At 73.3% G+C, this 23334-nt stretch carries 14 protein-coding genes; 8 read left to right on the top strand and 6 right to left on the bottom strand.

The genetic code is table 11. The annotated features are described in order from the left end of the window. Nucleotides 1–10: 10 nt before the first annotated feature. Nucleotides 11–1681, top strand: coding sequence for a uroporphyrinogen-III C-methyltransferase (gene cobA / locus WMF24_RS00070; RefSeq protein ID WP_437734281.1), 1671 nt, complete (start codon nt 11–13; stop codon nt 1679–1681). 343 nt (nt 1682–2024) lie between these two features. On the opposite strand, the gene WMF24_RS00065 is transcribed toward cobA, so the two are convergent. After that, nucleotides 2025–4898 (bottom strand): ArnT family glycosyltransferase, encoded by a 2874-nt coding sequence (locus WMF24_RS00065; RefSeq protein ID WP_437734280.1) that lies wholly within the window; start codon nt 4896–4898, stop codon nt 2025–2027. A gap of 93 nt (nt 4899–4991) precedes the next feature. Beyond that, on the bottom strand, nt 4992–6056 hold the full coding sequence (locus WMF24_RS00060) for a response regulator transcription factor (protein ID WP_437734279.1): 1065 nt from the start codon (nt 6054–6056) through the stop codon (nt 4992–4994). A 239-nt stretch (nt 6057–6295) separates the two neighbouring features. Between WMF24_RS00060 and WMF24_RS00055 the strand changes: the two genes are divergently transcribed. Further along, nucleotides 6296–7150 (top strand): RluA family pseudouridine synthase, encoded by an 855-nt coding sequence (locus tag WMF24_RS00055; protein WP_437734278.1) that lies wholly within the window; start codon nt 6296–6298, stop codon nt 7148–7150. On the opposite strand, the gene hrcA is transcribed toward WMF24_RS00055, so the two are convergent. Beyond that, complete coding sequence (gene hrcA / locus WMF24_RS00050; RefSeq protein ID WP_437734277.1) at nt 7143–8189, bottom strand: heat-inducible transcriptional repressor HrcA; 1047 nt, start codon at nt 8187–8189, stop codon at nt 7143–7145. The two genes, WMF24_RS00055 and hrcA, sit on opposite strands and share 8 nt — an antisense overlap. A 354-nt stretch (nt 8190–8543) precedes the next feature. Between hrcA and WMF24_RS00045 the strand changes: the two genes are divergently transcribed. From WMF24_RS00045 to WMF24_RS00035, 3 genes are all read left to right on the top strand, one after another. Further along, the gene (locus WMF24_RS00045; RefSeq protein WP_437734276.1) at nt 8544–9335 is read left to right on the top strand and encodes an extensin family protein; all 792 of its coding nucleotides are present in this window, start codon (nt 8544–8546) and stop codon (nt 9333–9335) included. A gap of 70 nt (nt 9336–9405) precedes the next feature. Then, nucleotides 9406–10476, top strand: a complete 1071-nt coding sequence (locus WMF24_RS00040) for a hypothetical protein (RefSeq protein ID WP_437734275.1) — start codon at nt 9406–9408, stop codon at nt 10474–10476. Nucleotides 10477–10654: 178 nt separating this feature from the next. After that, a complete protein-coding gene (locus tag WMF24_RS00035; protein WP_437734274.1) occupies nt 10655–11179 on the top strand; it encodes a Fur family transcriptional regulator in 525 nt (174 codons plus the stop codon). A 50-nt stretch (nt 11180–11229) separates the two neighbouring features. Here WMF24_RS00035 and WMF24_RS00030 read toward each other — a convergent pair whose 3' ends face one another. Both WMF24_RS00030 and WMF24_RS00025 read right to left on the bottom strand, forming a co-directional pair. Continuing rightward, the gene (locus tag WMF24_RS00030; RefSeq protein WP_437734273.1) at nt 11230–13668 is read right to left on the bottom strand and encodes an HAD-IC family P-type ATPase; all 2439 of its coding nucleotides are present in this window, start codon (nt 13666–13668) and stop codon (nt 11230–11232) included. A gap of 1 nt (nt 13669) precedes the next feature. Then, nucleotides 13670–14932: an aspartate aminotransferase family protein gene (locus tag WMF24_RS00025; RefSeq protein ID WP_437734272.1), complete on the bottom strand. Its 1263-nt coding sequence runs from the start codon at nt 14930–14932 to the stop codon at nt 13670–13672. 256 nt (nt 14933–15188) lie between these two features. On the opposite strand from WMF24_RS00025, the gene grpE reads away from it, so the two are divergent. The 3 genes from grpE to WMF24_RS00010 all read left to right on the top strand — a co-directional run bounded on the left by grpE (nt 15189) and on the right by WMF24_RS00010 (nt 21871). Next, a complete protein-coding gene (grpE, locus tag WMF24_RS00020) occupies nt 15189–15788 on the top strand; it encodes a nucleotide exchange factor GrpE (protein WP_437734271.1) in 600 nt (199 codons plus the stop codon). A gap of 185 nt (nt 15789–15973) precedes the next feature. Then, nucleotides 15974–17836, top strand: a complete 1863-nt coding sequence (gene dnaK, locus WMF24_RS00015; RefSeq protein ID WP_437734270.1) for a molecular chaperone DnaK — start codon at nt 15974–15976, stop codon at nt 17834–17836. 120 nt (nt 17837–17956) lie between these two features. Further along, nucleotides 17957–21871, top strand: coding sequence for a serine/threonine-protein kinase (locus tag WMF24_RS00010; RefSeq protein WP_437734269.1), 3915 nt, complete (start codon nt 17957–17959; stop codon nt 21869–21871). Between the two features lie 47 nt (nt 21872–21918). On the opposite strand, the gene dnaA is transcribed toward WMF24_RS00010, so the two are convergent. After that, the gene (dnaA, locus tag WMF24_RS00005) at nt 21919–23334 is read right to left on the bottom strand and encodes a chromosomal replication initiator protein DnaA (protein ID WP_437734268.1); all 1416 of its coding nucleotides are present in this window, start codon (nt 23332–23334) and stop codon (nt 21919–21921) included.

Genomic DNA, 23334 nt, shown 5'->3' with positions numbered 1-23334 from the left:
CGGGAGTTTGATGGCGCTTTCCGGGCGTCACGATGTCTCCGACGAGGGCCATGGCGCGGGGGCCGCGCTCGCCCCGCCGCGCGCGGCGCCGGGCGCGGCGAGCCCCGGCGTCGTGTACCTCGTCGGCGCCGGCCCGGGCGATCCGGGGCTCTTCACGCTGCGCGGCGCGGAGCTCCTCGCCACGGCCGACGTCGTGCTGCACGACGAGCTCGTCCACCCCGCGCTGCTGGACGGCGTCCGGGAGGACGCCGAGGTGCGCTCGGTCGGCAAGCGCGGCGGCGACCGGGTGCAGAAGGACGCGAAGCAGGCGGAGATCGACGCGGAGCTCGTCGCGCTCGGGCTCGCGGGCCGCAGCGTCGTCCGGCTGAAGGGGGGCGATCCGTTCCTCTTCGGGCGCGGCTCCGAGGAAGCGGAGGCGCTCGCGCGGGCCGGGGTGCCGTTCGAGGTGGTGCCGGGCGTCTGCTCTCCGCTCGGCGCGACGGCCTACGCCGGCATCTCGCTGACGCACCGGAACATCGCCTCCAGCGTGATGATCGTCAGCGGCGTGACCCGGGCGGGCAAGTCCTTCGACTGGAGCGAGCTCGCGTCGGTCCGCGGGACCATCTGCGTGCTGATGGGCATGCAGGCCCTCGACGCCGTGGTCGCGGGGCTGACGGGGCCGGGGCGCCGCGATCCCGCGACGCCGGCGGTCGCGATCCAGTGGGGGACGCGGGCTGACCAGCGCGTCGTCTCGAGCCGCCTCGACGAGCTGCCCCTGCGCGCCCGGGAGGCGGGGCTCCAGAGCCCCGCGGTCATCGTCGTCGGCGCCGTCACCGGCCTGCGCGACGCGCTGCGCTGGTTCGACCGCAAGCCGCTGTTCGGCAAGCGCGTGCTCGTGACCCGGCCGCGCCACCAGGCGCGCTCGACGTCCAGGCTCATCCGCCTCCGCGGCGGCGAGGCGGTGGAGCTCGCGACCATCGAGATCCACCCGCCGCCCGATCCCGCGCGGGTCACCGACGCCGTCCGCGGGCTCTCCGGCTACGACGCCGTCCTCTTCACCAGCGAGAACGGCGTCGCCTGCTTCTTCCGGGAGATGGATCGGCTCGGCCTGGACGCGCGCGCCTTCGGCTCGGCGCGCCTCGCCGCGATCGGCCCCGGGACGGCCGCCGCGCTCGCCGCGCGCGGCGTCCGCGCCGACATCGTCCCGGGGGAGTTCCGCGGCGAGGAGCTCGCGCAGGCCGTCCTCGCCGACCCGGTGCTGGCCGAGCGGCTGGCGGCGCGCCCGGCGACCGGCGTCCGGGTCCTCCTCCCGCGCGCGCTCGTCGCCCGGGAAGTGCTCCCGGAGCGTCTCCGCGCCGCCGGCTGCGAGGTCGACGTCGTGCCCGTCTACGAGACCCGCCCCGCCTCGGCCGCGCGACGCGAAGAGCTGCTCCGGGCGCTCGCAGCGGGGGCGATCGACGTCGTGCTGCTGACCTCGAGCAGCACCGTCGACAGCCTCTGCGAGCTCCTCGGCGAGGGCGCCGCGGCGCGGCTCGACCGCGTGCTCCTCGCGAGCATCGGACCGATCACGACCGCGACCGCCGAGAAACGCGGGCTCCGGGTCGGCGTGACCGCCGAGGTGAGCACCACAGCAGGTCTCCTGGACGCGCTGGATCGGCACTTCGCCGCTCTCCAGGCTGCCCCTGCAAGCGTCGGCCAGTGACGTGCTGGTCGCACGATGTGCGGCCAGCGCCTCGGCACAAAAAATAAAGAGCGTCGCAGCGGACCTGGGGGGGGGAAGGTCTCCGCCGCGACGCTCGGACTCGGTTTGAGCACGGAGCGTGCCTGCGCCTTCCTGCAATCAATTCAAGCACTTGGGATGCGTAGACAGGAGACACCTTTCGCTCCTGCGCGTTCATGGCGACAGGCATGCTAGGAATTTCCTTACGCAGCAATACGACCTTGCGTCGATAAAGTACTTCACACCCGAGCAAACGTACAGCGCCACAGCTGGACAGCGCCTGTGGGCCGAGCCCCTTCAGGAGCCGCTCTGGCCAGACGAACGCTCACTCGAACGTCGCGCGAACGACGAGGAACTTGTTGTTGAGCTCGATGGTGGTGAGCTTCTCGAAGAAGCGGGGATTGCCGAGCTCGTTCGAGAGCGAGCCGGTGCGCCCGTGCTCGGTGACGAAGTAGAAGGTCTTCACGCCCTTCTTCTTCTGCTCATGGATGTGGTCCTGGAACTTCTTTCCGCTCGACACGAAGGCCGCCAGCTTGTTGCCGGCATAGAAGTTCTCGCCCTTCCAGTTCAGCTGGTAGGCGATGAGCGGCCCGGGGATCTCCTGGCTCGCGCGCGTGTAGGCGAGCAAGGTCTCGCGCTGGCCCCAGTGCGGTGACGTCCGCACGAAGTAGACGTCGAGCCCCCACGCCGTGAACACGACGGCGAGCGAGAGCAGCGCATAAAGGACGTGGCGGCGAAAGCGCGCGACCACCAGCAGCAAGCACAGGACGGCCGCGGCGATGGTGAACGCCCACAGGGTCGCGGAGAAGTCGAGCGACTGCGGCCAGGGGCGCTTGTAGTTGTACGTGAAGAGGTGCAGCAGCCTGGCCTGGCTCGGCTGCCCCTCGCGGGCCATCGCGAGGTCGCGCCCGACGAAGAAGACCAGGATCGCAGCGCCGATCGCGACCGCGCCGAGCATGGCGCGCTCGTAGACGACCGCCGCGCTGGAGCGCGCCGACGGCGGCGCCGAGGAGGCTCCGCCCGAGCGGCGCGCGAGCCCTCGCGCGCCGTCCTGAAGGCGCAGCATGTCGTCGAGCAGGATGCCCGTGAGCATCGCCGCGGGCGGGACGGCGGGCAGGATGTAGTGGTGGAACTTCGTCAGCATCAGCGAGAAGAGCGCGAAGCCGAAGATGAACCACATGGCCAGGAACACCGAGGCGTCGCTCTGGCGGACGTCGGCCAGGCCGGGCTCACCCGAGGCTCGGCTCTCCCCGGCAGGGCCCCCGGCTGCGGCCTCTCCCCGTTCACCGCCCGTTCCCCCCTCCCCTGCCGCTGCCCCCTCGCGCCGCCTGAGCCACCACACGAGCGAGGCGGGCACGAGCCCCGTCCACGGGAACATCGCGTAGCCGAGCTGCCACACGTAGTAGCGGAAGCTCACGTCATCGCCCTCGTTCGTGTCGTGGACGTGCGTGAAGGCGCGCTTGAACATGTCGTGGAACAGCAGCCTGTCGGTGAAAGGCTGCCCGTGCCGCGCGTACATCGCGACGAACCAGGGCAGCGCGACGCACGCGAGCACGAGCAGCCCGACGGGGATCTCCATCTTGAGCAGGTCGCGGTACCGGCGCGAGACGACGACGTAGCCGAGCGCGCAGAGCACCGGGAGGCCGAAGCCCGCCGGCCCCTTGGCCATCGTGGAGAGGGCGGCGAAGAACCACGCCGACAGGAAGAGGAGCCGCTGCACGCGCCGCTCTCCCCAGCTCGCGTAGAGGACGATGCCGAGCGTCTGCGCCCAGACGAGCGCCTGGAGCGCCGGCTGCAAGCCGGGGAGCACGGGCACGAACGCCCGGCAGGCCTCGTTGCCCGGGAGCCCGCAGTTGCCCGCGGAGCCCGAGCTGAAGACGTCGCCGTGAAGGCGCACGCCGAAGGGCGCCGCCTGGATCTCGACGTGCCTCGAGAGCAGGTAGAGGATCTGCGGCAGCGCGCACGCGATGATCGCCCCGAGCACGAGGTGGTAGGCCGAGAGGCCGACCTTCAGCCCGCCGACGTCGACCTCGTGGACGCGCGCCTCGCGCGCCTCGTCGGTGTGGATGCCGAGCAGGAGGAGCGCCATCGCCGCGGCCATGGTCGCGACGAACGGCATGTCCGTCATGGTCTGGTGCGAGACCAAAAACCACTGCGGCATCGTCGCGAGGACGACCCCCGCGAGCAGCCCCGCGCGGCGGCTGAAGATCGTCGCGATGGCCTTGTAGAGGAGGTAAACGGCGATGAGCGTCAGCGCGAAGATGGGCAGCCTGACCGCCCACTCGGGCCACGGCGTGCGCCCCTCGGCGACCGCCGAGAGCATCTCCCCCGCGCGGTAGCGGACGCCGAAGGCCGCCATGGCGAGCGCTTGCATCCAGAAGTCGAGCACCGGCTTCGACCAGAACCAGCCGTCCTGCGCCCACCACAGGGAGATCCAGTCGTTCCGCGCCAGGATCTCGCGCGCGACCTCGCCGTAGTGCGTCTCCCACGGATCGGTGAGCGAGTGGCTCCCGAGCATGGGCAGGTAGAGCAGCGTGACGAGGGCGACGAGCCAGAAGCCATGCCGCCGGAGCAGGGGGCGCGGGGCGCCCGTCTCGTCGACGCGGAGGGCGCCGAGGCGCTCGCCGAGCCGGAACGCGCCGACGACCGCGGCGAGGAACGCCGCAGGGATCGCGACCGCGGGGATCGCCAGCGAGAGCAGCGCAGGCGCGCCGCCCCGCGAGAGGGAGAGCGGCGAGAAGTAGCCCGCCACGGTCAGCGTGATCAGCGCGAAGAACGCGGCGAGCCCGCCCCCGAGCAGCGCGAGCGGGCCGAGCAGATCGCGGATCCCGACGCGCGCGGCGACGCGCTCGGGTGGGTCGTCGAACGTGCCGAGCAGATCGAGCAGGCCGAGCGTCGCGACGCCGACCGCGAGCGCGCCGAGCGGGACCCCCCAGCGAAACTGGGGCGCGAGCGCCATCACGACGAACGCGACGAGCGAGCCCGCGCCGAACACGGCAGCGCCGCGCCAGCGGAGCGGGTTGCCCTGGGGGACGAGGCGCTCCTCGTCGGCGTCGGGCTCGACGTCGTCCGTGCCGCCCGCGCGGTCGTCCTCGGCCGCCTCGCCCTCCGGCGACGCAGCGCGCGGCCCGTCGCCGGAGGTCGTCTCGTCGCGGGCGTCCGCGGTCGCGCCGCCGCTCTTGTCGTGCGTTTCGTTCATGGCTGCGCCGGACGCGGAACGAGGCGCGGCCCTGACGTAGCAACTCTACGTCGCCGGGCAAAGCAGCGGCCGCGCGTCGGGCGCGGCGCGCGGCTACTTCGTCAAGCGCGCGATCTCTTCCTTGATGATCGTCTCGGCGAGGACCGGCACGACCTCCCAGACGACGCGCTCCACGACGTCGCGGGACAGCGCCATCACGGCCTCGATCTGCTCGGCGGTGAGCCCGAGGCCCTCGAGCTTGCCCGCCATCTGGCCGTTGACCTGCGCCGAGGCGGTGGCCGCGACCGCCGCAGGCCCCGACGCCGTCTTCGGCACGCCAGACACCGGCGTCGGCGAGAAGGCCATCGTCGTCTGCGGCAGGCCCGACGACGCGCCGGCCGGCGCCGCCGCCTTGACCGACGCCTGGGCCGGCGCGGCGCTGGCGGCGGCAGGCGCGTTGGGCGTGTAGATGAGGGTCTTCGCGCGCTGGAGCGGGCTCGCGGCGGCCCCGGCAGGCTGCGCAGCAGCGGCCGCGGGCTGCGCGGCGGCTGCAGGCTGCGCCGCGGCGGCAGGTGCGCGCGCGGGCGTGGCCGCTGCCGCGGCGGGGGCCGCAGCAGCCGCGGCCGGCTTCCCCTCGCCGCGCGACGCCAGCAGCTTCTTGACCTTGTCGATCATCTGCTGCGTGTCGAACGGCTTGTCCATGTGATCGTCGGCCTGCGCGCTCGAGCCCTTCGCAGGGTCGAACGGGTTCTGCTTGGACGACAGGATCAGGACCGGCGTCGACGGGGATGCCTGCTTGATCGCCTTGCACAGCTCGTAGCCGTTCTTCGGCTCGAGCGTGACGTCGGCGATCACCAGGTCGGGTTTATCGCTCTTGAGCTTCTGCAGCGCAGCGTCGGCGCTGCTCGCCGTCACGACGCGGAAATCCTGACCCGCAAAGGTGATTTCGAGCACTTTGCGCATGGTCACGCTGTCGTCTACGGCGAGAAGGGTGCTGGCCACGAACGGGTCTCCTCTCAGATGGCGAGAAAGCGATGACGGCTCTGGATATCTTCGGCTCCGGTCGCGCGATGTGTCAACATTCGCGGTCGATTTCGCCCCGCGGGCCCCGCGGATGAGCGTTTTTTCGCGCCGGTCGAGCCCGGCCCCACGCTGGTGGGCGGGGCCGAGGCGCCCCACGACGAGCCCTCATGCGCCCGCCCCGACCCGCCGTTCCGCCGCTTTCCCCGCTTCCCCCGCGCAACGCTGACGATCACGCCGAGCCGACCGCCGCCGACCCGGCCGCGGCCGTGCGACCGCCGCAGGACGGCCACTGGATAGTTCCGGCAGAGCTGGACCGGCGGCCGCTCGACGGCGCGGTCCGGGCGCTCGCGTCGGTCTCGTGGTCCGACGCGCGCCGGCTGATCGAGACAGGCAAGGTGCTGGTCGGCAGCGCCGTGGCGACGAGCCCGCGGCGCCGGGTGCTCGGCGGGGAGCGGATCGAGGTCCGCCTGCGCGCGCCGCGGCCGGAGACCGTGCGGCGGCGCAAGCTCGAGGGCGAGCTCGTCGTCTACGCGGACGCGAGCGTCGTCGTCGTGAACAAACCCGCCGGGGTGAGCACCATCCCGTACGGCGACGAGGACCCCGCGGAGCAGGCCGCGACGCTCGACGCGCTCGTGCGGGAGGTGCTGTCCCGGCGCGACCGCCTGCGCGGGCGCGCGCCGCTCGGCGTCGTGCAGCGCCTCGACAAGGGCACGAGCGGGCTCCTCGTCTTCGCGCGGACGCTCGCCGCGAAGAAGCACCTCGCGCAGCAGCTCCGCGTCCGCTCGATGCACCGGCAGTACCTCGCGCTCGCGCACGGCGCGGTCCCGCGCGGCACGCACCGCAGCTACCTCGTCGAGGATCGGGGCGACGGGCTGCGCGGCTCGGCGCGGGACGGGCGCCGCGAGGGGCAGCTCGCGGTGACGCACGTCGAGCCGGTCGAGGCGCTCCGGGGGCTGCAGGGCGAGGCCGCGGGCGCGACGCTCGTCGCCTGCCGCCTCGAGACGGGGCGCACGCACCAGATCCGCATCCACCTCGCGGAGTCCGGGCACCCGCTCGTCGGCGAGGCGGTCTACGTGCGCGATTTCCGCGGGCCGAGGATCCAGGCCCCGCGGCTGATGCTCCACGCGGCCGAGCTCGGCTTCAGCCACCCGGCCGACGAGCGGCCGATGCGGTTCCAGGCGCCGCCGCCCGCCGACTTCGAGGAGGTGCTCGATCGGCTCCGCGAGCCGCGGCAGAAGGGCGCTACTTGACCTTGCCGCGCGCCTCGCTCATCGCCGCGGCGGTGGCGTCGACGAGCGGCATCACCTTCGCGTAGTCCATCCGCGTCGGGCCGAGCACGCCCACGGTCCCCGCGACGCGCCCGTTCTCCATGTACGGCGCGGCGACGAGGCTGAGCTGGCCGCCGCCCAGATCGCCCGCCTCGCTGCCGACGAAGACGGTGACCTCGCCCGCGCCGGCGGCGAGGGTCCGGTCGAGCAGATCGACGAGCTCCTCGCGCTCCTCGAGCGCCTTCATGAGCTTCTTGAGCCGGTCGACGTCGGCGTACTCCGGCAGGTCGATCAGGCGGTTCTGCCCCTCGATGACGACCTCGCCGCTACGCCGCGTCACGTCGGCCGTCGCCTTGCTGCCGAGCTCGAAGGCGCGGCGCCTCAGCGCGTCGATCTGGAGGCGCTCGTCCGCGAGGCGGCGGGCGAAGAGGTCCCGGATCTCGCCCAGCGTGCGCCCCTCGATGACGTCGGCGAGCAGGTTGTGGATCCGGGTGAGCTCCCCCTCGCTGACCGCCTCGTCGACCGAGATGAAGCGGTTCTCGACCGAGCCGTCGGCGAAGACGAGCACGGCGAGGAGCTGCCCGGGCTTCGTCGGGATGAAGCGGAGCTGGGCGAGGGCGCGGATCTCCGCCCGCGGCGCCGCGACGACCGCCGCGGCGCCCGACAGCTCGGAGAGGTAGCGCCCCGTCTCGCGGAGCGGATCGCTGGCGACCGCGTAGATCTCGGTGAACCGGGCGGTGAGCTCGGCCTGCTGCTCGTGGGAGAGCGACCGGAGCTCGACGAGCGCGTCGATGAACAACCGGAGCGCGCGGTCGGTCGGGATCCGCCCCGCGGAGGTGTGCGGCTGGTGGAGGTAGCCGGCCTCCTCGAGGTCCGCGAGCACGTTCCGGATCGAGGCAGCCGAGAGATCGAGCCCGTACTTCCGCGCGAGCGTCCTGCTGCCTACAGGGTCGCCCGTCGCGATGAACTCGGTGACCGCGGCGAAAAGGATCTTCCGAGCGCGATTGGAGAGATCTCCCATGTCAGCTGCATGCGGCGCATGCGCGCGCCGCGGTGGCTACCTGGCCCAGGGACTGCCCGGACCGGGAAGCCATGCGGACCGGGCCTTCGCTCCCATACGTCAAGACGCGCGGGCGGGCGCTGGGCCCACGGAGGCGCATGCGGTCTATTTTGAGGCGATCGCGCGGCCCGGTCAAATAGCGCGGTAGGATGGGCGCGGCCGCCGCACCGGAGGTCGTGGTTCCCGCAGTTCCGCAGTTCCGCAGTTCCGCAGTTCCGCAGTTCCGCAGTTCCGGTGGTTCCCTTGTCGCTCGAGGCTCCCTGGTCAGCCCGGGCCACCCGGGAGCTCGATGCGCGGTGAGGCCCCCCAGCACCGATGCCGTCCGCACGTCACGCCGCCATCGCCTGCGCGCTCGCCCTCGCGCTCGGTCCGCTCGCGACCGCGCCGAGCGCGCAGGGCAAGCCGAAGGTGAAGTTCCATCAGGACTGGGCCAGGCACCCGTCGGCGCGCTACGCGGCGATGAGCGCGGCGCAGTGCCGGGAGGCGCTCGTGCGGCGGAAGATCGCGTTCGAGCCGGTGCGGCGCGCGCCGGGCGTGCTCGCGCCGGTGCGGCTGATGCAGGGGGTCGGCGGCGTGCTCTACCGGACGGCGCTGCCGGCCCACCGGCGCGCGGACAACCCGTACGACGTCTTCGACTGCCGCCTCGCGCTCGCGCTCTCGGACTTCAGCCGGATCCTGCGCGTGCACGACATCACCGAGGTGCTGATGTACTCGGCCTGGCGGCCTCCGCACGCCATGTGGCCCGAGGGCAAGCTGGCGACGAGGCACCCCGGCGGGCTCGCCATCGATCCCTACAGGTTCGTCAAGCGGCGCGTCGGCGACGCGTTCGCGGAGGAGTGGCTCGACGTCGAGCGCGACTTCGTGGGCAGGCGCGGCGCGCCGGTGTGCGGCGAGGGCGCGGGCAAGCCCGCGGGCCGCGGCGCGGCCGGCCGGGGGACGAGCGGCCTGCCGGCGGACGCGGCCGCGCGCGAGCTGCGCTCCATCGTGTGCGAGGCCGCGGACCAGCACATCTTCACGTCGATCCTCACGCCCAACTACGACCGGGCGCACAAAAATCACCTGCATCTCGAGGTGACCCCCGGCGTCCAATGGCAGCTCGTGCGCTGATCCGGGGGGCGCAGCCCTCCCGGGCGCAAACCCGCTCTCGCCCCGAGGTCGACCCGCTATGTTAGCCCGCGTGCCCGCACGAAGACCCTCGCCCCCCCGCGCCTCTGTCGCGTCCGCCGCGCTGGCGCTCGCCGCCATCGCGCTGTCGTTCACGTTCGTGGGCTGCCCGTGCCTCAGCGGCCCGGTGAACGCGAGCCCGGGCCTCAGGTGGTTCCTCTTCTCGAACTTCGGCGCCAGCAAGATCTGCCCCGAGATGCTGAAGAGCGGGGTCTCGCTGCGCCTGCAGGACAGGTCGTCGTCCATCGGGCGGTTCTTCCCGATGCAGTGCTCGTACGACGTCAACGACGCGGCCCAGACGGTCACCGTGCACATCGCCGGCACGGGGTACGGCTACATGCAGCCGGCGAAGCGGGTGGGCTTCTCGCTCACGACCTCCGTCGAGTACCGGCCCGACTTCCAGATCGCGGGCGACGACATCTACGTGTGGGGGCGGCTGAACCGGATCGTGCAGGGCCCGAGCTTCCAGCTCGGCTACGTCGAGAACCCGGTCATCGACGTGATGGCGAACGTCCCCCCGTTCGGAGGGCTCGCCAACCTGCTCGGCAACCAGATCGTGGCCGGCGAGATGACCCGCGGGTTCACCGTCGTCTACAACGAGGAGACGGGGAAGGACTTCACGCTCGGGATCCTGACGCCGCCCCAGCGGCCGCACCACCCGTTCGAGGTGGAGGACGACGAGCGGTACACGTTCGCGAACGAGGTCGTCGAGGTGCACGCGCACCAGCGCGACTACCTCGGGCCGTTCGAGGTCGCCGACGTGGACCAGGCGCTTTACCTGAAGGTGAGCGCGCAGGGCGCGCCGGTGGACATCATGATCGTCGACAAGCCCACCGGCGACGCGTGGCGCGAGGCCTACCAGACCGGCAAGCCGCTCGGCCCCCCGCCCGGCCCGGTGCAGGCGGGCGGCCCTCTGCAGCCCGGGATCATCGAGACGCGGCGCTACGCGCTGCGCCCGGGCCTCTACTACGTCGTCATCGACAACACGGCCGCGGCCGGGCTCGTCGCGCCCCCGGTCACGCTGCTCAGCCCCCTCGGAGGCTCGGCCGCGCAGGTCAGCTACATGGCGCAGGTCGGCGAGTGACGCCGGACGCCGGCGCTGGCACCGGCTCGGTGCCGGATCAGAACTGGATCGGTGCCGGATTGCTCGCCGGATCGGTGCCGGATCGGTAGAAGCGTGACGCGACCCGGAAGGGCGCGTCGCGCCGAGCAGCGTGGCCGCCGGCCTTGACGCGGTTCGCCGCGAACGGGATAAACTCGTCATGGCCGTCATCGCGAGAGAGGGGGACAGCGTGACCCACGTCGACAAAGTTGCCCTCGACCGGCTGCGCGCTCGCCTCCAGGCGTACATGGAGAAGAAGGGGCTGAGATCGACGGCGCAGCGCCGGCTCATCGTCGACACGTTCTTCTCGGGCGCCCCCCACATGACGATCGAGGACCTGCTCACGGAGGTGCGCGCGCGCGACCGGGGCATCGGGTACGCGACCGTGTACCGGACGCTCAAGCTGCTCGCGGAGTGCGGCGTGGCCTCGGAGCGCCGGTTCGGAGACGGCCTCAGCCGCTACGAGCTGGCCGACGACGCCAGCGCGCACCACGACCACCTCATCTGCGTGAGCTGCGGGAAGATCATCGAGTTCGAGGAGCCGCGCATCGAGGCGCTCCAGGACGAGATCGCCGCGAAGTACGGCTTCGAGGTGAACTGGCACAAGCACGAGATGTACGGCGTCTGCCTGGAGTGCCGCACGGGCGACGCCAAGGAACCCGCGGAGTCGGCGGACGTCTCGTAGCCCGCCGCGCCGCCGGGTGAGGGACCGGCGGCGGCCCGCGCGCGCCGCGCTCAGCTCTTCGCGTCGAGCGCGCGGGCGTGGACGACGGCCATGACGCCGCCGAGCAGCGAGGCGATCGGGGCGTAGGCCGGCGGGAGCACGAAGGCGGAGATGACCGCGGCGCCGACGAGCGCCGGGGCGACGCTCAGCGCGAGCCCGACGCGCGCCTCCAGGCGCGTGCGGTGCGCGAGCGCGAGGGAGAGCGCGGCGTCGCGGACGTCGTCGGAGGCGAGGACCACGGAGAAGTCGGCGGGCGCGGAGCCGGCGGCGCCGAGCGCCACCGAGACGTCCGCGGCGCCGAGCGCGGCGTCGTCGACGCCCGCGTGGCCGAGCACGGCGACGCTCGTGCCCGCGTCGATCAGGCGGCGCACCTCGGCGCCGCGATCCGCGGGGAGGATCTCGGGGCGGATGTGGTCGATGTCGAGCGACCGGCCGATCGCCTCGCACGTCTCGCGCGCGTCGCCCGACATCAGCACGGGCTCGACCTGCGCGTCGAGCAGGTGCTGGATGGCGGCCCGCGCCCCGGGGCGGAGCCCATCCTGCAGGCCGATGAGGCCGACGAGGCGAGCGCCCACCGCGACGAGCACGACCGTGCGCCCCAGCGCCTCGAGCTCCGCCACGCGGGTCTCGGCCGCGGCGATCGAGATCCGCTGCTCGAGCATGAGCGCGCGGTTGCCGACGCAGAGCTCCTCGCCGGACGACGTGACGGCCGTCACGCCGAGGCCCGGGTGGAAGTTGGGGTTGCGCACGCCGTCGGGGCGCAACCCGCGGACGCGGGCGGCGCGGACGATCGCGGTCGCGACCGGGTGCTCCTCGGTGCGCTCCGCGCCGGCCGCCAGCGCGAGCACGTCGCTCGGCGTGAGCTTCTGGCCGGTCGCCTCGAGCTCCGCGAGCTCGGGCTCGCCGAGCAGCAGCGTGCCGCGGGCGCAGAACACGGCGACCGAGACCCGGCCGGCGCGGTCCCAGGCGTCGGCGCTCTTGTAGACGATGCCCCGGCGGAGCCCGAGCAGGATGCCGCGCGCGACGTGGACCGACGCGATCGAGGCCGTGATCGCCGTGGCCAGCGCGGCGAACACGGCGGTCGCCGTCATCGCGATCTCGACGGGCGCGCGCCCGGCGACGAAGGCGGAGAGCGCGGCGATCGCCGCGGCGCCGAGCGCCCAGCGCTCGGTCAGGGCGCGGGACGCCTGCGCGATGGGCGCGAGGGCGTCCGCGCGCCGGCGGGCGTCGAGCAGCACGCGCGCGACCGCGCGATCGCCGCCGGAGAAGGTGCAGGCGCCGACGAGGCGGCCCCGGACCACGGTCGCCCCCGCGATGATCGGATCGCCGTCGCGGCGACGGGCCGGCGTGGCGGCGCCGATCCAGGGGAGCACCTCGACGTCGCCCCCCGTGACCACGAGGTCGACGGGGACGATCTCCCCGGCGTCGACCTGGACGCTCTCGCCCGGCCGGAGCTCATAGAGCGCGTCGTCGGCCCCGCTGGCCGCGCCGTCCTCGCCGCCGCGCGGCAGAGATCGGTCGGAGGGCGCCGGGCCCTGCGCCCACGCGACCGGCGGCCGGCGGGCCGGCGTGGAGAGCGCCGACGCGATCCAGGCCCGCTCCGCGAACACGCGGTGGCGCGCGCTCTCGATGAGCCAGGCGCTGATCGCGCTGGCGGTGGCGATGACGCCCGCGAGCGACGCCGCCTCTGCCGCGAGGGCGCGATCCTGGCCGAAGAGGGCCCAGACGGCGACCACGAGCCCGCCGAGGACGGGGGCGAGCATCGGCGCCGGGTGCGGATCCGTGGCGTCGCGCGCGGTCGTGGCGGCGCGGCCGAGGAGCATCCCCGCGCTCACCGTGGCGAGCACGATGCGCGCGCCGATGACGAGCTTCGCGTCCCCGGCCAGGGTGAGCGCGACGGCGAGCGTCCCCGCGATGATCGCGAGCACGAGCAGGAGCGCGCCGATGTCGCGCGCCTCGATCGCCTCGTAGCGCTGCGGCTCCTCGCTGAGGATGGTGTTCCCGATCGGCTCGAGCAGCGCGCGGTCGTCGTCGAGGACGGGCAGCTCCGGTAGCCGCTCGTCGATCGACACGGGCGGGAACGCGTCGACGATCGGCGCGTCGAGATCGGCGGGGCGCGCGGCGCCGTCGTCGGCGCCCGCCCGCGCGGGCTCGGCGCGCGGGGCGGCGGCGTGAGGCCCGGCGGTGCCGGGCGGCGCCGCCGACGAGGGCCCCCGGGCGGGCGCGCCGTGGAGGGGGGCGCCCGCGGCCGCGAAGCCGGCGGGCCGGGCGTCACCCGGCGCGGGCGGCGCCTCGCCGAGGAAGGCGTGGCGGCACCGGGCGTTGCAGAAGTAATGGAACCGCAGGTCGAAGATCGCGACGTGCCCGGCGCGGAGCGGGTCGATCAGCTTGCTGCAGCCCGAGCACGGGAGGGGCGCGACGGTGGGCCCGGCTGCGCGCGGAGAGGCCACCTCAACCCGCAGCCGGCATCTCGGCGAGCGCGGCCTCGACCTCGGCCAGCGCCTCGTCGATCTGGGCCTCGCTCACGACGAGGGGCGGCGTGAACCGGAGCACGTTGCTGCCCGCGACCGTGAGCAGCACGCCCCGGTCGCGCGCGCGGCCGAGCGCGACGCGCGTGTCGATGCCGGGCGCGAGGATGAGCCCGCGGAGCAGTCCGCGCCCGCGCTCGCCGGCGCACACGTGCGGCAGCTTCGCGGCGATCGCGGCGAGGCCGCGGCCGAGCTGCTCGCCGCGCTTCTCGGCCGCCTCGCAGAGCTTCTCCTCCTCGATCACCGCGAGCACCGTGCGCGCCGTGGCGGAGGCGAGCGCGTTGCCGCCGTACGTCGAGCCGTGCGAGCCCGGCGGCAACGCGCTGTTGAGCTTCTCCCGCAGCACGAGCGCGCCGATCGGGAACCCGCCGCCGAGCCCCTTCGCGAGCGCCGCCGCGTCGCCCTGGACGCCGTCGTGGTTCGCGCCGAGCCAGCGCCCCGTGCGCCCGATGCCGGTCTGCACCTCGTCGAGGAGCAGCAGCGCGCCGTGCTCGTCCGCGATGCGCCGCAGCTCGGCGAGGAACCCGGCCGGCGCGGGCAGGACGCCGCCCTCCCCCTGCACCGGCTCCACGAGGATCCCCGCGACGTCCGGGCCCATGGCGGCGCGCACCGCGTCCACGTCCCCGTAGGGCACGTGCGTGACGCCCTCGAGCGAGGGGCCGAAGCCCTCGCGGTACTTCGGCGTCCCGGTCAGGGCGACCGCGCCGAGCGTGCGGCCGTGGAACGCGTTCTCGAACGCGATGATCCGGTAGCGCTCGGTCTGCCCCTGGTTGAAGAAGTGGCGGCGCGCCAGCTTGAGCATCGCCTCGTTCGCCTCCGCGCCCGAGTTGCAGAAGAAGGCGCGGTCGAAGCCGGTCTTCGCGCAGAGCTCCTCCGCGAGGCGGAGGTTCTCGGCGTTGAAGAAGTAGTTGGAGACGTGCATGAGGCGGCCCGCCTGCTCGGCGATGGTCGCCACGAGCCGCGGGTGAGCATGGCCGAGCGACGCCACCGCCACGCCGGCGAACATGTCGAGGTACCGGCGCCCCTCCGTGTCGAAGAGCTCGCAGCCCCGGCCGCGGTCGAGGACGAACGGCGGCTGGCGGTAGTTGCCGAGGAGGTGCTTCTGCGCGGCGAGGAGCCGCGAGGTGGCGGGCGTCGAGGCGTTCGCCGGAGGCGGTTCGCCGGTGGGGCTTGTGGCGATGCTCATGGGGCCCGATCTAACGCCGGGCAGGGGGTCGGAGCAAACGGTCGATGCACGCCGGCCGCGGATCGCGGAGACCCGGGCAAAACCTGCGAGAAAGCGCGTCCGGAGCGCCCGCGCGCCGGCGCCCGCGGCCGCCCGAGGGCGCCGGCGGCCGACCCCGGGGGGCGCCGCGGCCGAGCGCGCCGGCGCTCGCCGCCGGCCCCCCCTCGGGGCCTGGCGATTGCCAGCGGATCGCGGCTGGTTATAGTGCCGCCGTCCTATGAGCGATTCGGAACAAAATGGGTCGAGCCAGAACACCGAGGAGCAGGCGGAGGTGCAGGCGGAGCGCGCAGAGCCCGCAGAGCCCGCAGAGCAGCGAGCCCCCACCCTCGAAGACAAGCTCGCCGAGGCGCAGGCCGAGGCGGCGCGGACGCGCGAGCAGCTCCTGCGCACCGCGGCCGATTTCGACAACTTCCGGAAGCGCTCCCGGCGCGAGGTCGAGGAGGCGCAGCGCCGCGGCCGCGAGTCGATCCTGAAGGATCTGCTCCCGGTCTTCGACAACCTCGAGCGCGCCGCCAGCCACGCCGAGAACGCGCCCGACGTGAAGTCGGTCGCCGAGGGCGTGCGGATCGTGGCGAAGCAGTTCGTGGACACGCTCGATCGCATGGGCATCAAGCGCATCCCCGCGGTCGGCAAGCCCTTCGATCCGAGCGTGCACGAGGCCATCCAGCAGATCGAGTCGACCGAGCACCCGGCCGGCGTCGTGATCGCGGAGGTCCAGCCGGGGTACATCCTCGGCGATTACCTGATCCGCGCGGCGATGGTCGTCGTCTCGAAGGGCTCGCCCGGCGGCGAGTCGTCGACGTCCGAAGCGAACTGAGGCGCGTCGCAGCGCGACGGCTCCCATCGGCGCACACCTCCCGCGCCGCGCGCATCATGGCGGTGGTCCTCTCCGGGATCTGCTGTGCCCCGCCACCTCGCCGCACGATCTCCTCAAATATCGCGGACGCCGAGGTCGTCTCCCCACCCAGCGACCATCGAGGCCTGTAGTATCTTTCGCCGCATATGGGGAAGGTGATCGGCATCGATCTCGGGACGACGAACTCGTGCGTGGCCGTCGTCGAAGGGACAGGGGTCGGCTCGGCGAACGACGTGCGGGTCATCCCCAACGCCGAGGGCGCGCGCACGACCCCCTCGGTGGTCGGCTTCCCGGCGAGCGGCGAGCGCCTCGTCGGGCAGGTCGCGCGGCGCCAGGCGGTCACGAACCCGCAGAACACCGTCTACGCGGTGAAGCGCCTGATGGGCCGCAAGTTCAGCGCGCCCGAGGTCAGCAAGCAGATCTCGCTCGCCCCCTACAAGATCGTCGAGGCGCCGAACAGCGACGCGTGGGTCGAGGTCAAGGGGCGCAGCTACTCGCCGCCCGAGATCTCCGCGATGATCCTCGGCCAGATGAAGCAGGTCGCCGAGCGCTTCCTCGGCGAGCCGGTGACCGAGGCGGTGATCACCGTCCCGGCGTACTTCGACGACGCGCAGCGACAGGCCACGAAGGACGCAGGGCGGATCGCCGGCCTCGACGTGCGCCGCATCATCAACGAGCCGACCGCCGCGGCGCTCGCCTACGGCCTCGACAAGGCCAAGGCCGAGACGATCGCGGTCTACGATCTCGGCGGCGGGACGTTCGACATCTCGATCCTCGAGATCGCGAGCGGGGTCTTCAGCGTCAAGGCGACCGGCGGCGACACCCACCTCGGCGGCGAGGACTTCGACCAGCGCCTCATCGACCTGCTCGCCGACGATTTCGAGGGCGCCCACCGCATCGACCTGCGCCGGGACCGCATGGCGCTGCAGCGGCTCAAGGAGGCGGCGGAGAAGGCGAAGCACGAGCTCTCGTCGTCGCTCGAGACCGAGATCAACATCCCCTTCATCGCCGTCGGCCCGGGCGGCGGGCCGCTCCACCTCGAGCGGACGATGCGGCGCAACGAGCTCGAGATGCTCTGCGAGAGCCTCATCCAGCGCACCATCGACGTCTGCCGCGCGACGCTCGCGGACGCGAAGCTCCCCGTCGCCGCCGTCAACACGGTGGTCCTCGTCGGGGGCATGACGCGGATGCCCGCGGTGCAGGCGGCGGTGCGCGACTTCTTCGGCCGGGAGCCGAACAAGGGCGTGAACCCGGACGAGGTCGTCGCCGTCGGGGCGGCGCTGCAGGGCGCCGCGCTCTCGGGGCACGTGGACGAGGTGCTGCTCCTCGACGTCACGCCCCTGTCGCTCGGCGTCGAGACGGGCGGCGGCGTGATGTTCAAGCTCATCCCGCGGAACACGACGATCCCGACCGAGCGGAGCGAGATCTTCACGACGAGCGTGGACAACCAGAGCTTCGTCCCCGTGCACGTGCTCCAGGGCGAGCGCGAGATGGCCGCCGACTGCCGGAGCCTCGCCCGCTTCGAGCTCACCGGCATCCCGCCCGCGCCCCGCGGGCTGCCCAAGATCCAGGTCACCTTCCGCATCGACGAGAACGGGATCGTCCGCGTCGAGGCGCGCGATCTCGGCACCGGGCGGGTGCAGGAGGTCCGGGTGACCCCGACGAGCGGCCTCACGCCCGACGAGGTCGACAGGCTCGTCTCGGAGGGCGAGCGGTTCAAGCAGACCGACGCGCTCCGCCGGGAGCTCGCCGAGCTCCGCAACCAGGCGGAGACCCTCGTCTACACGACCGAGCAGGCCCTCGAGGGCTACGGGGATCTGCTCGACGCCGAGCTCCTCGGCGAGGTCCACGCCGACTGCGCCGCGCTGCGGAAGCTGCTCGACGGCGGCGGCGACCTCGACGCGCTCCGGGCCGCGTACGCGCGCCTGGAGGGGGCGGCGTTCCGGATCGCGGAGTCGATGTATGGAGGGGACGATGACGCCGGCGCGAACAAGGCCGTTGAGACATGACGCGCGGCCCGGCGACGCTGCCGTCGGGCGCGCGCGGGCTCGCGCGGCGGCCGCCGGCCGCCCCCTCCGGAGCGCCGCGCGCGCTCTAGGCGCGGGGCCGCGCGGGGCGCAGGCGGGACGATGCTGAACGAGACCTTCGGACGCTATCGCCTGCTCGAGCGCCTCGGCGAAGGCGGCATGGCCGAGGTCTTCAAGGCCAAGAGCTTCGGCGTCGAGGGGTTCGAGAAGGTCCTCGTCATCAAGCGCATCCTGCCCAGGCTCGCCGAGCAGGGGCGCTTCGTGGACATGTTCGTGCACGAGGCGAAGCTCGCCGTGCGCCTCTCGCACGCGAACATCGTCCAGGTCTTCGACCTCGGCCGCGTCGACCACCCGAACGGCGACCCGACCAGCTACTTCATCGCGATGGAGTACGTCCCCGGGCTCGACCTGGCGACGCTCCTCGCCCGCTGCCGCCGGGCGAAGCGGCCGATCCCCCTCGGGATGGCCGTGTTCATGACGGCCGAGATCGCGAAGGCGCTCGACCACGCCCACCGACGGCGCGACGAGCAATCGCGCCCCCTCGGCATCGTCCACCGCGACATCTCGCCCCAGAACATCCTGCTCTCCTGGGAGGGCGAGGTGAAGGTCACCGACTTCGGCATCGCCAAGGCCACGCAGTCGATGACCGAGGAGGAGGTCGGCGAGAAGCGCGCCGGGCGCATCCGCGGCAAGCTCGCCTACATGAGCCCCGAGCAGTCGCGCGCGGGCGCGATCGACGGCAGGAGCGACCTCTTCTCGCTCGGGACGGTGCTCTACGAGATGCTCGCCGGCTCGAACCCGTTCGCGGCGCCGACCGCGTTCGAGGTCATGCGCAGGCTGCAGGCGAGCGAGTACCCGCCGCTCGCGCTCGTGCGCCCCGACGTGCCGAGGCCGCTCGTCGACATCGTGAGCACGATGCTCGCGAGGAACGCCGAGGATCGGTTCCCCGACGCCGGGCGGCTGCACGAGGCGCTGCTCGGCTTCTTCTACGCGACGGGCGAGCGGTTCGGGGCGAACGACCTCGCCGAGTTCCTGGCGCCGTTCCACGAGGAGAAGGCGGGCGCCGAGCTCGAGGCGAGCAACGCGCTCGAGGAGGAGCCGATCGGCGCCAACGAGCGCACGCCCGTCGAGGTGCCGCACACGACGAGCTCGCGCGCCCGCGCGGCGTCCGGGCTCCTCCAGCTCCTCGAGCGGGGCGACAGCAGCCCGGCCGCGCGCGGGCTCGGCGAGCGGCGCGAGGTCACGGCGCTCGTGCTCATCTTCACCGGATCCGGAGAGGACGCGGCGCGGCGCATCGCCCGGGCGCGCGAGGTGCTCGCGCGCTACGGCGCGCTGCTGCTCGAGGAGGAGGCGTCCCAGCTCGTCGCCGTCTTCGGGCTCGGCGACGCGGACGGCCGCGACACCGAGGCCGCGGTGCGCGCCGCGCTCGTGATCCTGCGCTCGCGCGGCGGGGGCGCGGCCGTCTCCGCCGGCATCCACCTCGCCCGCATCCTCGTCGACAGCGCGGGCGCCCCCGTCCGCGACGAGCGGCTCGCCTCGCTCATCGCCTCCGCCCAGGCGCTCGCCCGCGCGACCGAGTCTCAGGTCGCCGTCTCACACCTCACCGGGCGCGTCCTGCGCAACGCGTTCACGACCGAGGAGCTGCCCGGCGCGGGCCGGACGGCGCCCGAGGGGGGGCGCGTCGTCACCTCCGCGCACCCGCCGGACGGCGCCTACGGCCGCTTCGTCGGCCGCCGCGAGGAGCTCAAGCAGCTCGGCGACATCCTCGCCGCCGCCACGCGCAAGCGCGCGCAGATCGCCGTGATCCAGGGTGAGCGCGGCATCGGCAAGACGCGGCTCCTCGCCGAGATGGAGCGGCGGCTCTCGAAGGGCGACTACAACGTCGGCGTCTACGTCGCGTCGTGTCCGCACAACGGCGCCGACGTCCCGTGGAGCGGCCTCACCGCGATGCTGCAGGTGCTCTGCGGCATCCAGGAGGGCGACGACGAGGAGCGCATCCGCGCGGTGCTGCCGCGGCTCAGGGCGCTCGGCCTCCGCGAGGACGAGTCCGCGGCGGTGCTCGGCCAGCTCGGCGCGTCGCTCGTCGACCAGCGCGCGCCGCAGGGGACGAGCGCGATCCTGCGCGCGGCCTTCCCGCGCATGGTGCAGAGCCTCTGCGAGGATCGGCTCCACTGCTTCGCCTGGGATGACGCGCAGGCGATGGACCAGCTCACCGCCGAGACGCTCCTCGCCACGGCCGGCCGGGCCGGCGGGCTCCGCGCCGTGCTGATCCTGGCGACGCGCAGCGACCCGCCGCCGCTGCTCGAGGCGCACCCCCACTTCTACCGGATCCGGGTCGGGGAGCTCTCGGACAGCGACGGCGCGCGCCTCATGGCGGCGCGCATCGGCGCCACGCTCCTGCCGCCCGAGCTGCTCGCCTTCTGCCGCGAGCGCGCCGGCGGCCACCCGCTCTTCCTCGAGGAGCTCATCAAGGAGCTCAGCGACTCCGGCGCGCTCGGCGTCTCGGGCGGCGTCGTGAAGGCGCGGCTCGACGGCGCGTCGGCGGTGCCGCGCTCGCTGCGCACCCTCATCGCCACCCGGGTGCGGCGGCTCGAACCGAGCGACCGCGCCGTGCTCCAGGCCGCCGCGATCCTCGGCGATCCGGTGCCGACCGAGGTCCTCGCGGCGCTGCTCCAGCAGAAGCTCTCGGCGGTGAACCGGGCGATCTCCGGGCTCGCGACCCGCGATCTGCTGCGGCTCAAGGGGCCCGCGCAGGCGGGCTTCGCGTCGCCGATGCACGGCGAGATCGTCCTCGACGCGATCCCGCCGGAGCTCCGCCGGGAGCTGCACGCCGCCGCCGCGGCGGCCTACGTCGCGGTCGTCGGCGAGGACGGCGCCGAGCACGCCGAGCGCATCGGGCAGCACTTCTACCAGGCCGGCGACCGCGACCGCGCCGCCACGTTCCACGCGCGGGCGGCGCTCCACAAGATCCGCGCGAGCCAGCTCGATCCCGCGCTCCGGCTGATCTTCCAGGCGCTCGACCTCGCCGACCACGCCCGGCGCGCGCCGGCGGAGCTCGCGGCGTGGCTCGGCGCGCTCGCGGACGTCGTCGTGCGCGTGCGCTCCGCGCCCGATCTCGGCGACGTCGTCGCCCGCGCGCAGCGGCGCATCGACGAGGCCGGCACCCCGGAGCAGAAGCTCTCGGCGCGCGTCGACGTGGCGCGCGCGCTCGGCGCGGTCGACCTGTTCGCGGACGCCTACGCGAAGCTCGAGGAGGCGTACGCCCTCGCCGGCGACCGCGAGGACCTCCGCCGCAAGGCGCTCGCGTGCGAGACGGAGATCGGCGTCAGGACGGGCGACTACGCCCGCGCGGTGCGCGCCGTCGAGCAGCTCGAGGCGATGGGCGAGATCGGCGACGCCCGGCTGCTGCTCGCGATCTCGCAGACGCGCGCGGCGATGGGCGACATCGGGGCGGCGCTGCGCGCGCTCGACCGGGCCGAGGCGCTCGCCGCGCCGGGCGATCTCGCGGCGGCGAGCGAGCGCGAGAAGCAGCGCGTCCTCGTGCACGTCTTCCTCCGCGACTTCGAGGCGGCGGTGAAGACGTCCGCCCGCGCGGTCGACCTCGCCCGGTCCGCGGGCCTGCGCTTCGAGACCGCCGCCGCGCTGCACAACCTCGGCGACGCGAGCCGGCGGCTCGGCGATCTGCCGCGCGCGTACGCGGCGCTCACGAAGTCGCGGGAGCTCGCCGAGGAGAGCGGCCACGAGCGCCTCGTCGCGATCAACCGCGCGCACCTCGCCTACCTCGACGGCCTGAACGGCGCGGCCGACGCCGTCGATCTGCTGAACGAGCTCGCGCGCTACGCCGACGCGCGCTCGTACAGGACGGACGCCCTGGAGAGCCGCTACCTGCTCGGCGCCCTCCTGAAGCACCGCGGCCTCGCGGAGGAGGCGCGGCGCGAGCTCGAGGAGGTGCTCGAGCTCGCCTCGGCGTACGGCAACAAGCTCATCGCCGACGACGCGCGCGCCGCGCTGTCCTGACGCTGACCGCGCGGCCCGCGGTCGTCGACGTGGGCTTACGTGGGCGCTTACTCGTCGGCGAGCTTCTTCTCGAGCGCCTCGAGGTGGGCGCGGACCTGCGGATCGGAGTCCCGCTGCGCCTCGATCTTGCGGACCGCGCTCATCACGGTCGTGTGGTCGCGGTTGCCGAAGGCCCGCCCGATCTCCGGGAAGCTGCACTTCAGCCGCTGCTTGCAGAGGTACATCGCCACGTGGCGCGCGAAGGCCACGCTCTTGTGGCGGTCCTTCGAGGTGAGGTCGATCGAGCGCAGGTGGAAGTGGTGGCACACGGCGCGCTGGATGTCCTCGACGCTCATCATCTGCGCCCGCGGCGGCGACGTGGCCGTGATCTCGGCGCGCGCGAACGGCAGGTCCACCGGGCGGCCGGTGAGCGAGCTCTTGGCCGCGAGCCGGATCAGCGTCCCCTCGAGCTCGCGGACGTTCGAGCGGACCATCTGCGCGAGGTAGAGCGCGACGTCGTCGGTCAGCGCGATGCCCTCGAGCGCCGCCTTGTTCCGGACGATCGCGACGCGCGTCTCCAGCTCCGGCACCTGGATGTCGGCGACGAGCCCCCACGAGAACCGCGAGACGAGGCGCTCTTCCATGCGCTCGAGGTTCTGGGGGTACTTGTCGCTCGTCACCACGATCTGCCGATCGAGCGTGTGGAGCGCGTTGAAGGTGTGGAAGAACTCCTCCTGCGTCTGCTCGCGACCGGCCAGGAACTGGATGTCGTCGACGAGCAGCACGTCGCAGTTCGACCTGTACCTCGCGCGGAACTCGTCCATCCGGTGGTGCTGGATGGCGGTGATGAAGTCGTTCGTGAACTTCTCGGCCGAGACGTAGATGATGCGCGCGTCGGGCCTCCCCTCGAAGACGCGGTGCGCGATCGCGTGCATGAGGTGGGTCTTGCCGAGGCCCGTGCCGCCGCAGATGAAGAGCGGGTTGTACCGGCGCCCCCCGCCGCCCGCGGCCGCGATGGCGGCCGCGTGCGCGAGCTGGTTCGAGGGGCCGACGACGAAGCTCGCGAAGGTGTGCTTCGGGTTGAGGTCGTCCGGCAGCGGCGAGACGCGCCGCACCGGCGGCTCGGGCCGGGGCGCGGGCGCCGGCGCCGCGCTCGTCGGGCGCACGACGAGCGCCCGCGGACGCACGGGGGTGAGCTCCACACGCCGGGCGACCGGCGCGTCGAGGTGCTGATCGATCGTCCACGCCACCTGGACCGACCAGCCCGTGAGCTCGCGAATCTTGTCCGTCAACGCGGGCAGGAAGTTGTCCCTTACCCACTCGAGGACGAACTCGTTCTGGACACGCAGCGTGAGGACGCCGTCCGTCAGATCATCGAACTGAACTCCGCCAAACCACTGATCAAAAGTTGCGGGAGAAAGCGCCCGCGTATGCTCGATCGCCCGATCGAAGACTTCGCGCGGCTCGTGTTTCGGAATCGTCAT

The sequence above is a fragment of the Sorangium sp. So ce1335 genome (assembly GCF_051521615.1).
Classification (GTDB): Bacteria; Myxococcota_A; Polyangia; order Polyangiales; family Polyangiaceae; genus Sorangium.
Note: the sequence above shows the minus strand (reverse complement) of the source record. Positions and strands in the feature narration are given on the sequence as shown.

Excerpts from the sequence above, each read along its gene's own strand:
- cobA (WP_437734281.1), top strand. The coding sequence starts at position 11 with ATGGCGCTTTCCGGGCGTCACGATGTCTCCGACGAGGGCCATGGCGCG.
- WMF24_RS00065 (WP_437734280.1), bottom strand. The coding sequence starts at position 4,898 with ATGAACGAAACGCACGACAAGAGCGGCGGCGCGACCGCGGACGCCCGC.
- hrcA (WP_437734277.1), bottom strand. The coding sequence starts at position 8,189 with ATGGGAGATCTCTCCAATCGCGCTCGGAAGATCCTTTTCGCCGCGGTC.
- WMF24_RS00045 (WP_437734276.1), top strand. The coding sequence starts at position 8,544 with ATGCCGTCCGCACGTCACGCCGCCATCGCCTGCGCGCTCGCCCTCGCG.
- WMF24_RS00035 (WP_437734274.1), top strand. The coding sequence starts at position 10,655 with ATGGCCGTCATCGCGAGAGAGGGGGACAGCGTGACCCACGTCGACAAA.
- WMF24_RS00025 (WP_437734272.1), bottom strand. The coding sequence starts at position 14,932 with ATGAGCATCGCCACAAGCCCCACCGGCGAACCGCCTCCGGCGAACGCC.
- grpE (WP_437734271.1), top strand. The coding sequence starts at position 15,189 with ATGAGCGATTCGGAACAAAATGGGTCGAGCCAGAACACCGAGGAGCAG.
- dnaK (WP_437734270.1), top strand. The coding sequence starts at position 15,974 with ATGGGGAAGGTGATCGGCATCGATCTCGGGACGACGAACTCGTGCGTG.
- WMF24_RS00010 (WP_437734269.1), top strand. The coding sequence starts at position 17,957 with ATGCTGAACGAGACCTTCGGACGCTATCGCCTGCTCGAGCGCCTCGGC.
- dnaA (WP_437734268.1), bottom strand. The coding sequence starts at position 23,334 with ATGACGATTCCGAAACACGAGCCGCGCGAAGTCTTCGATCGGGCGATC.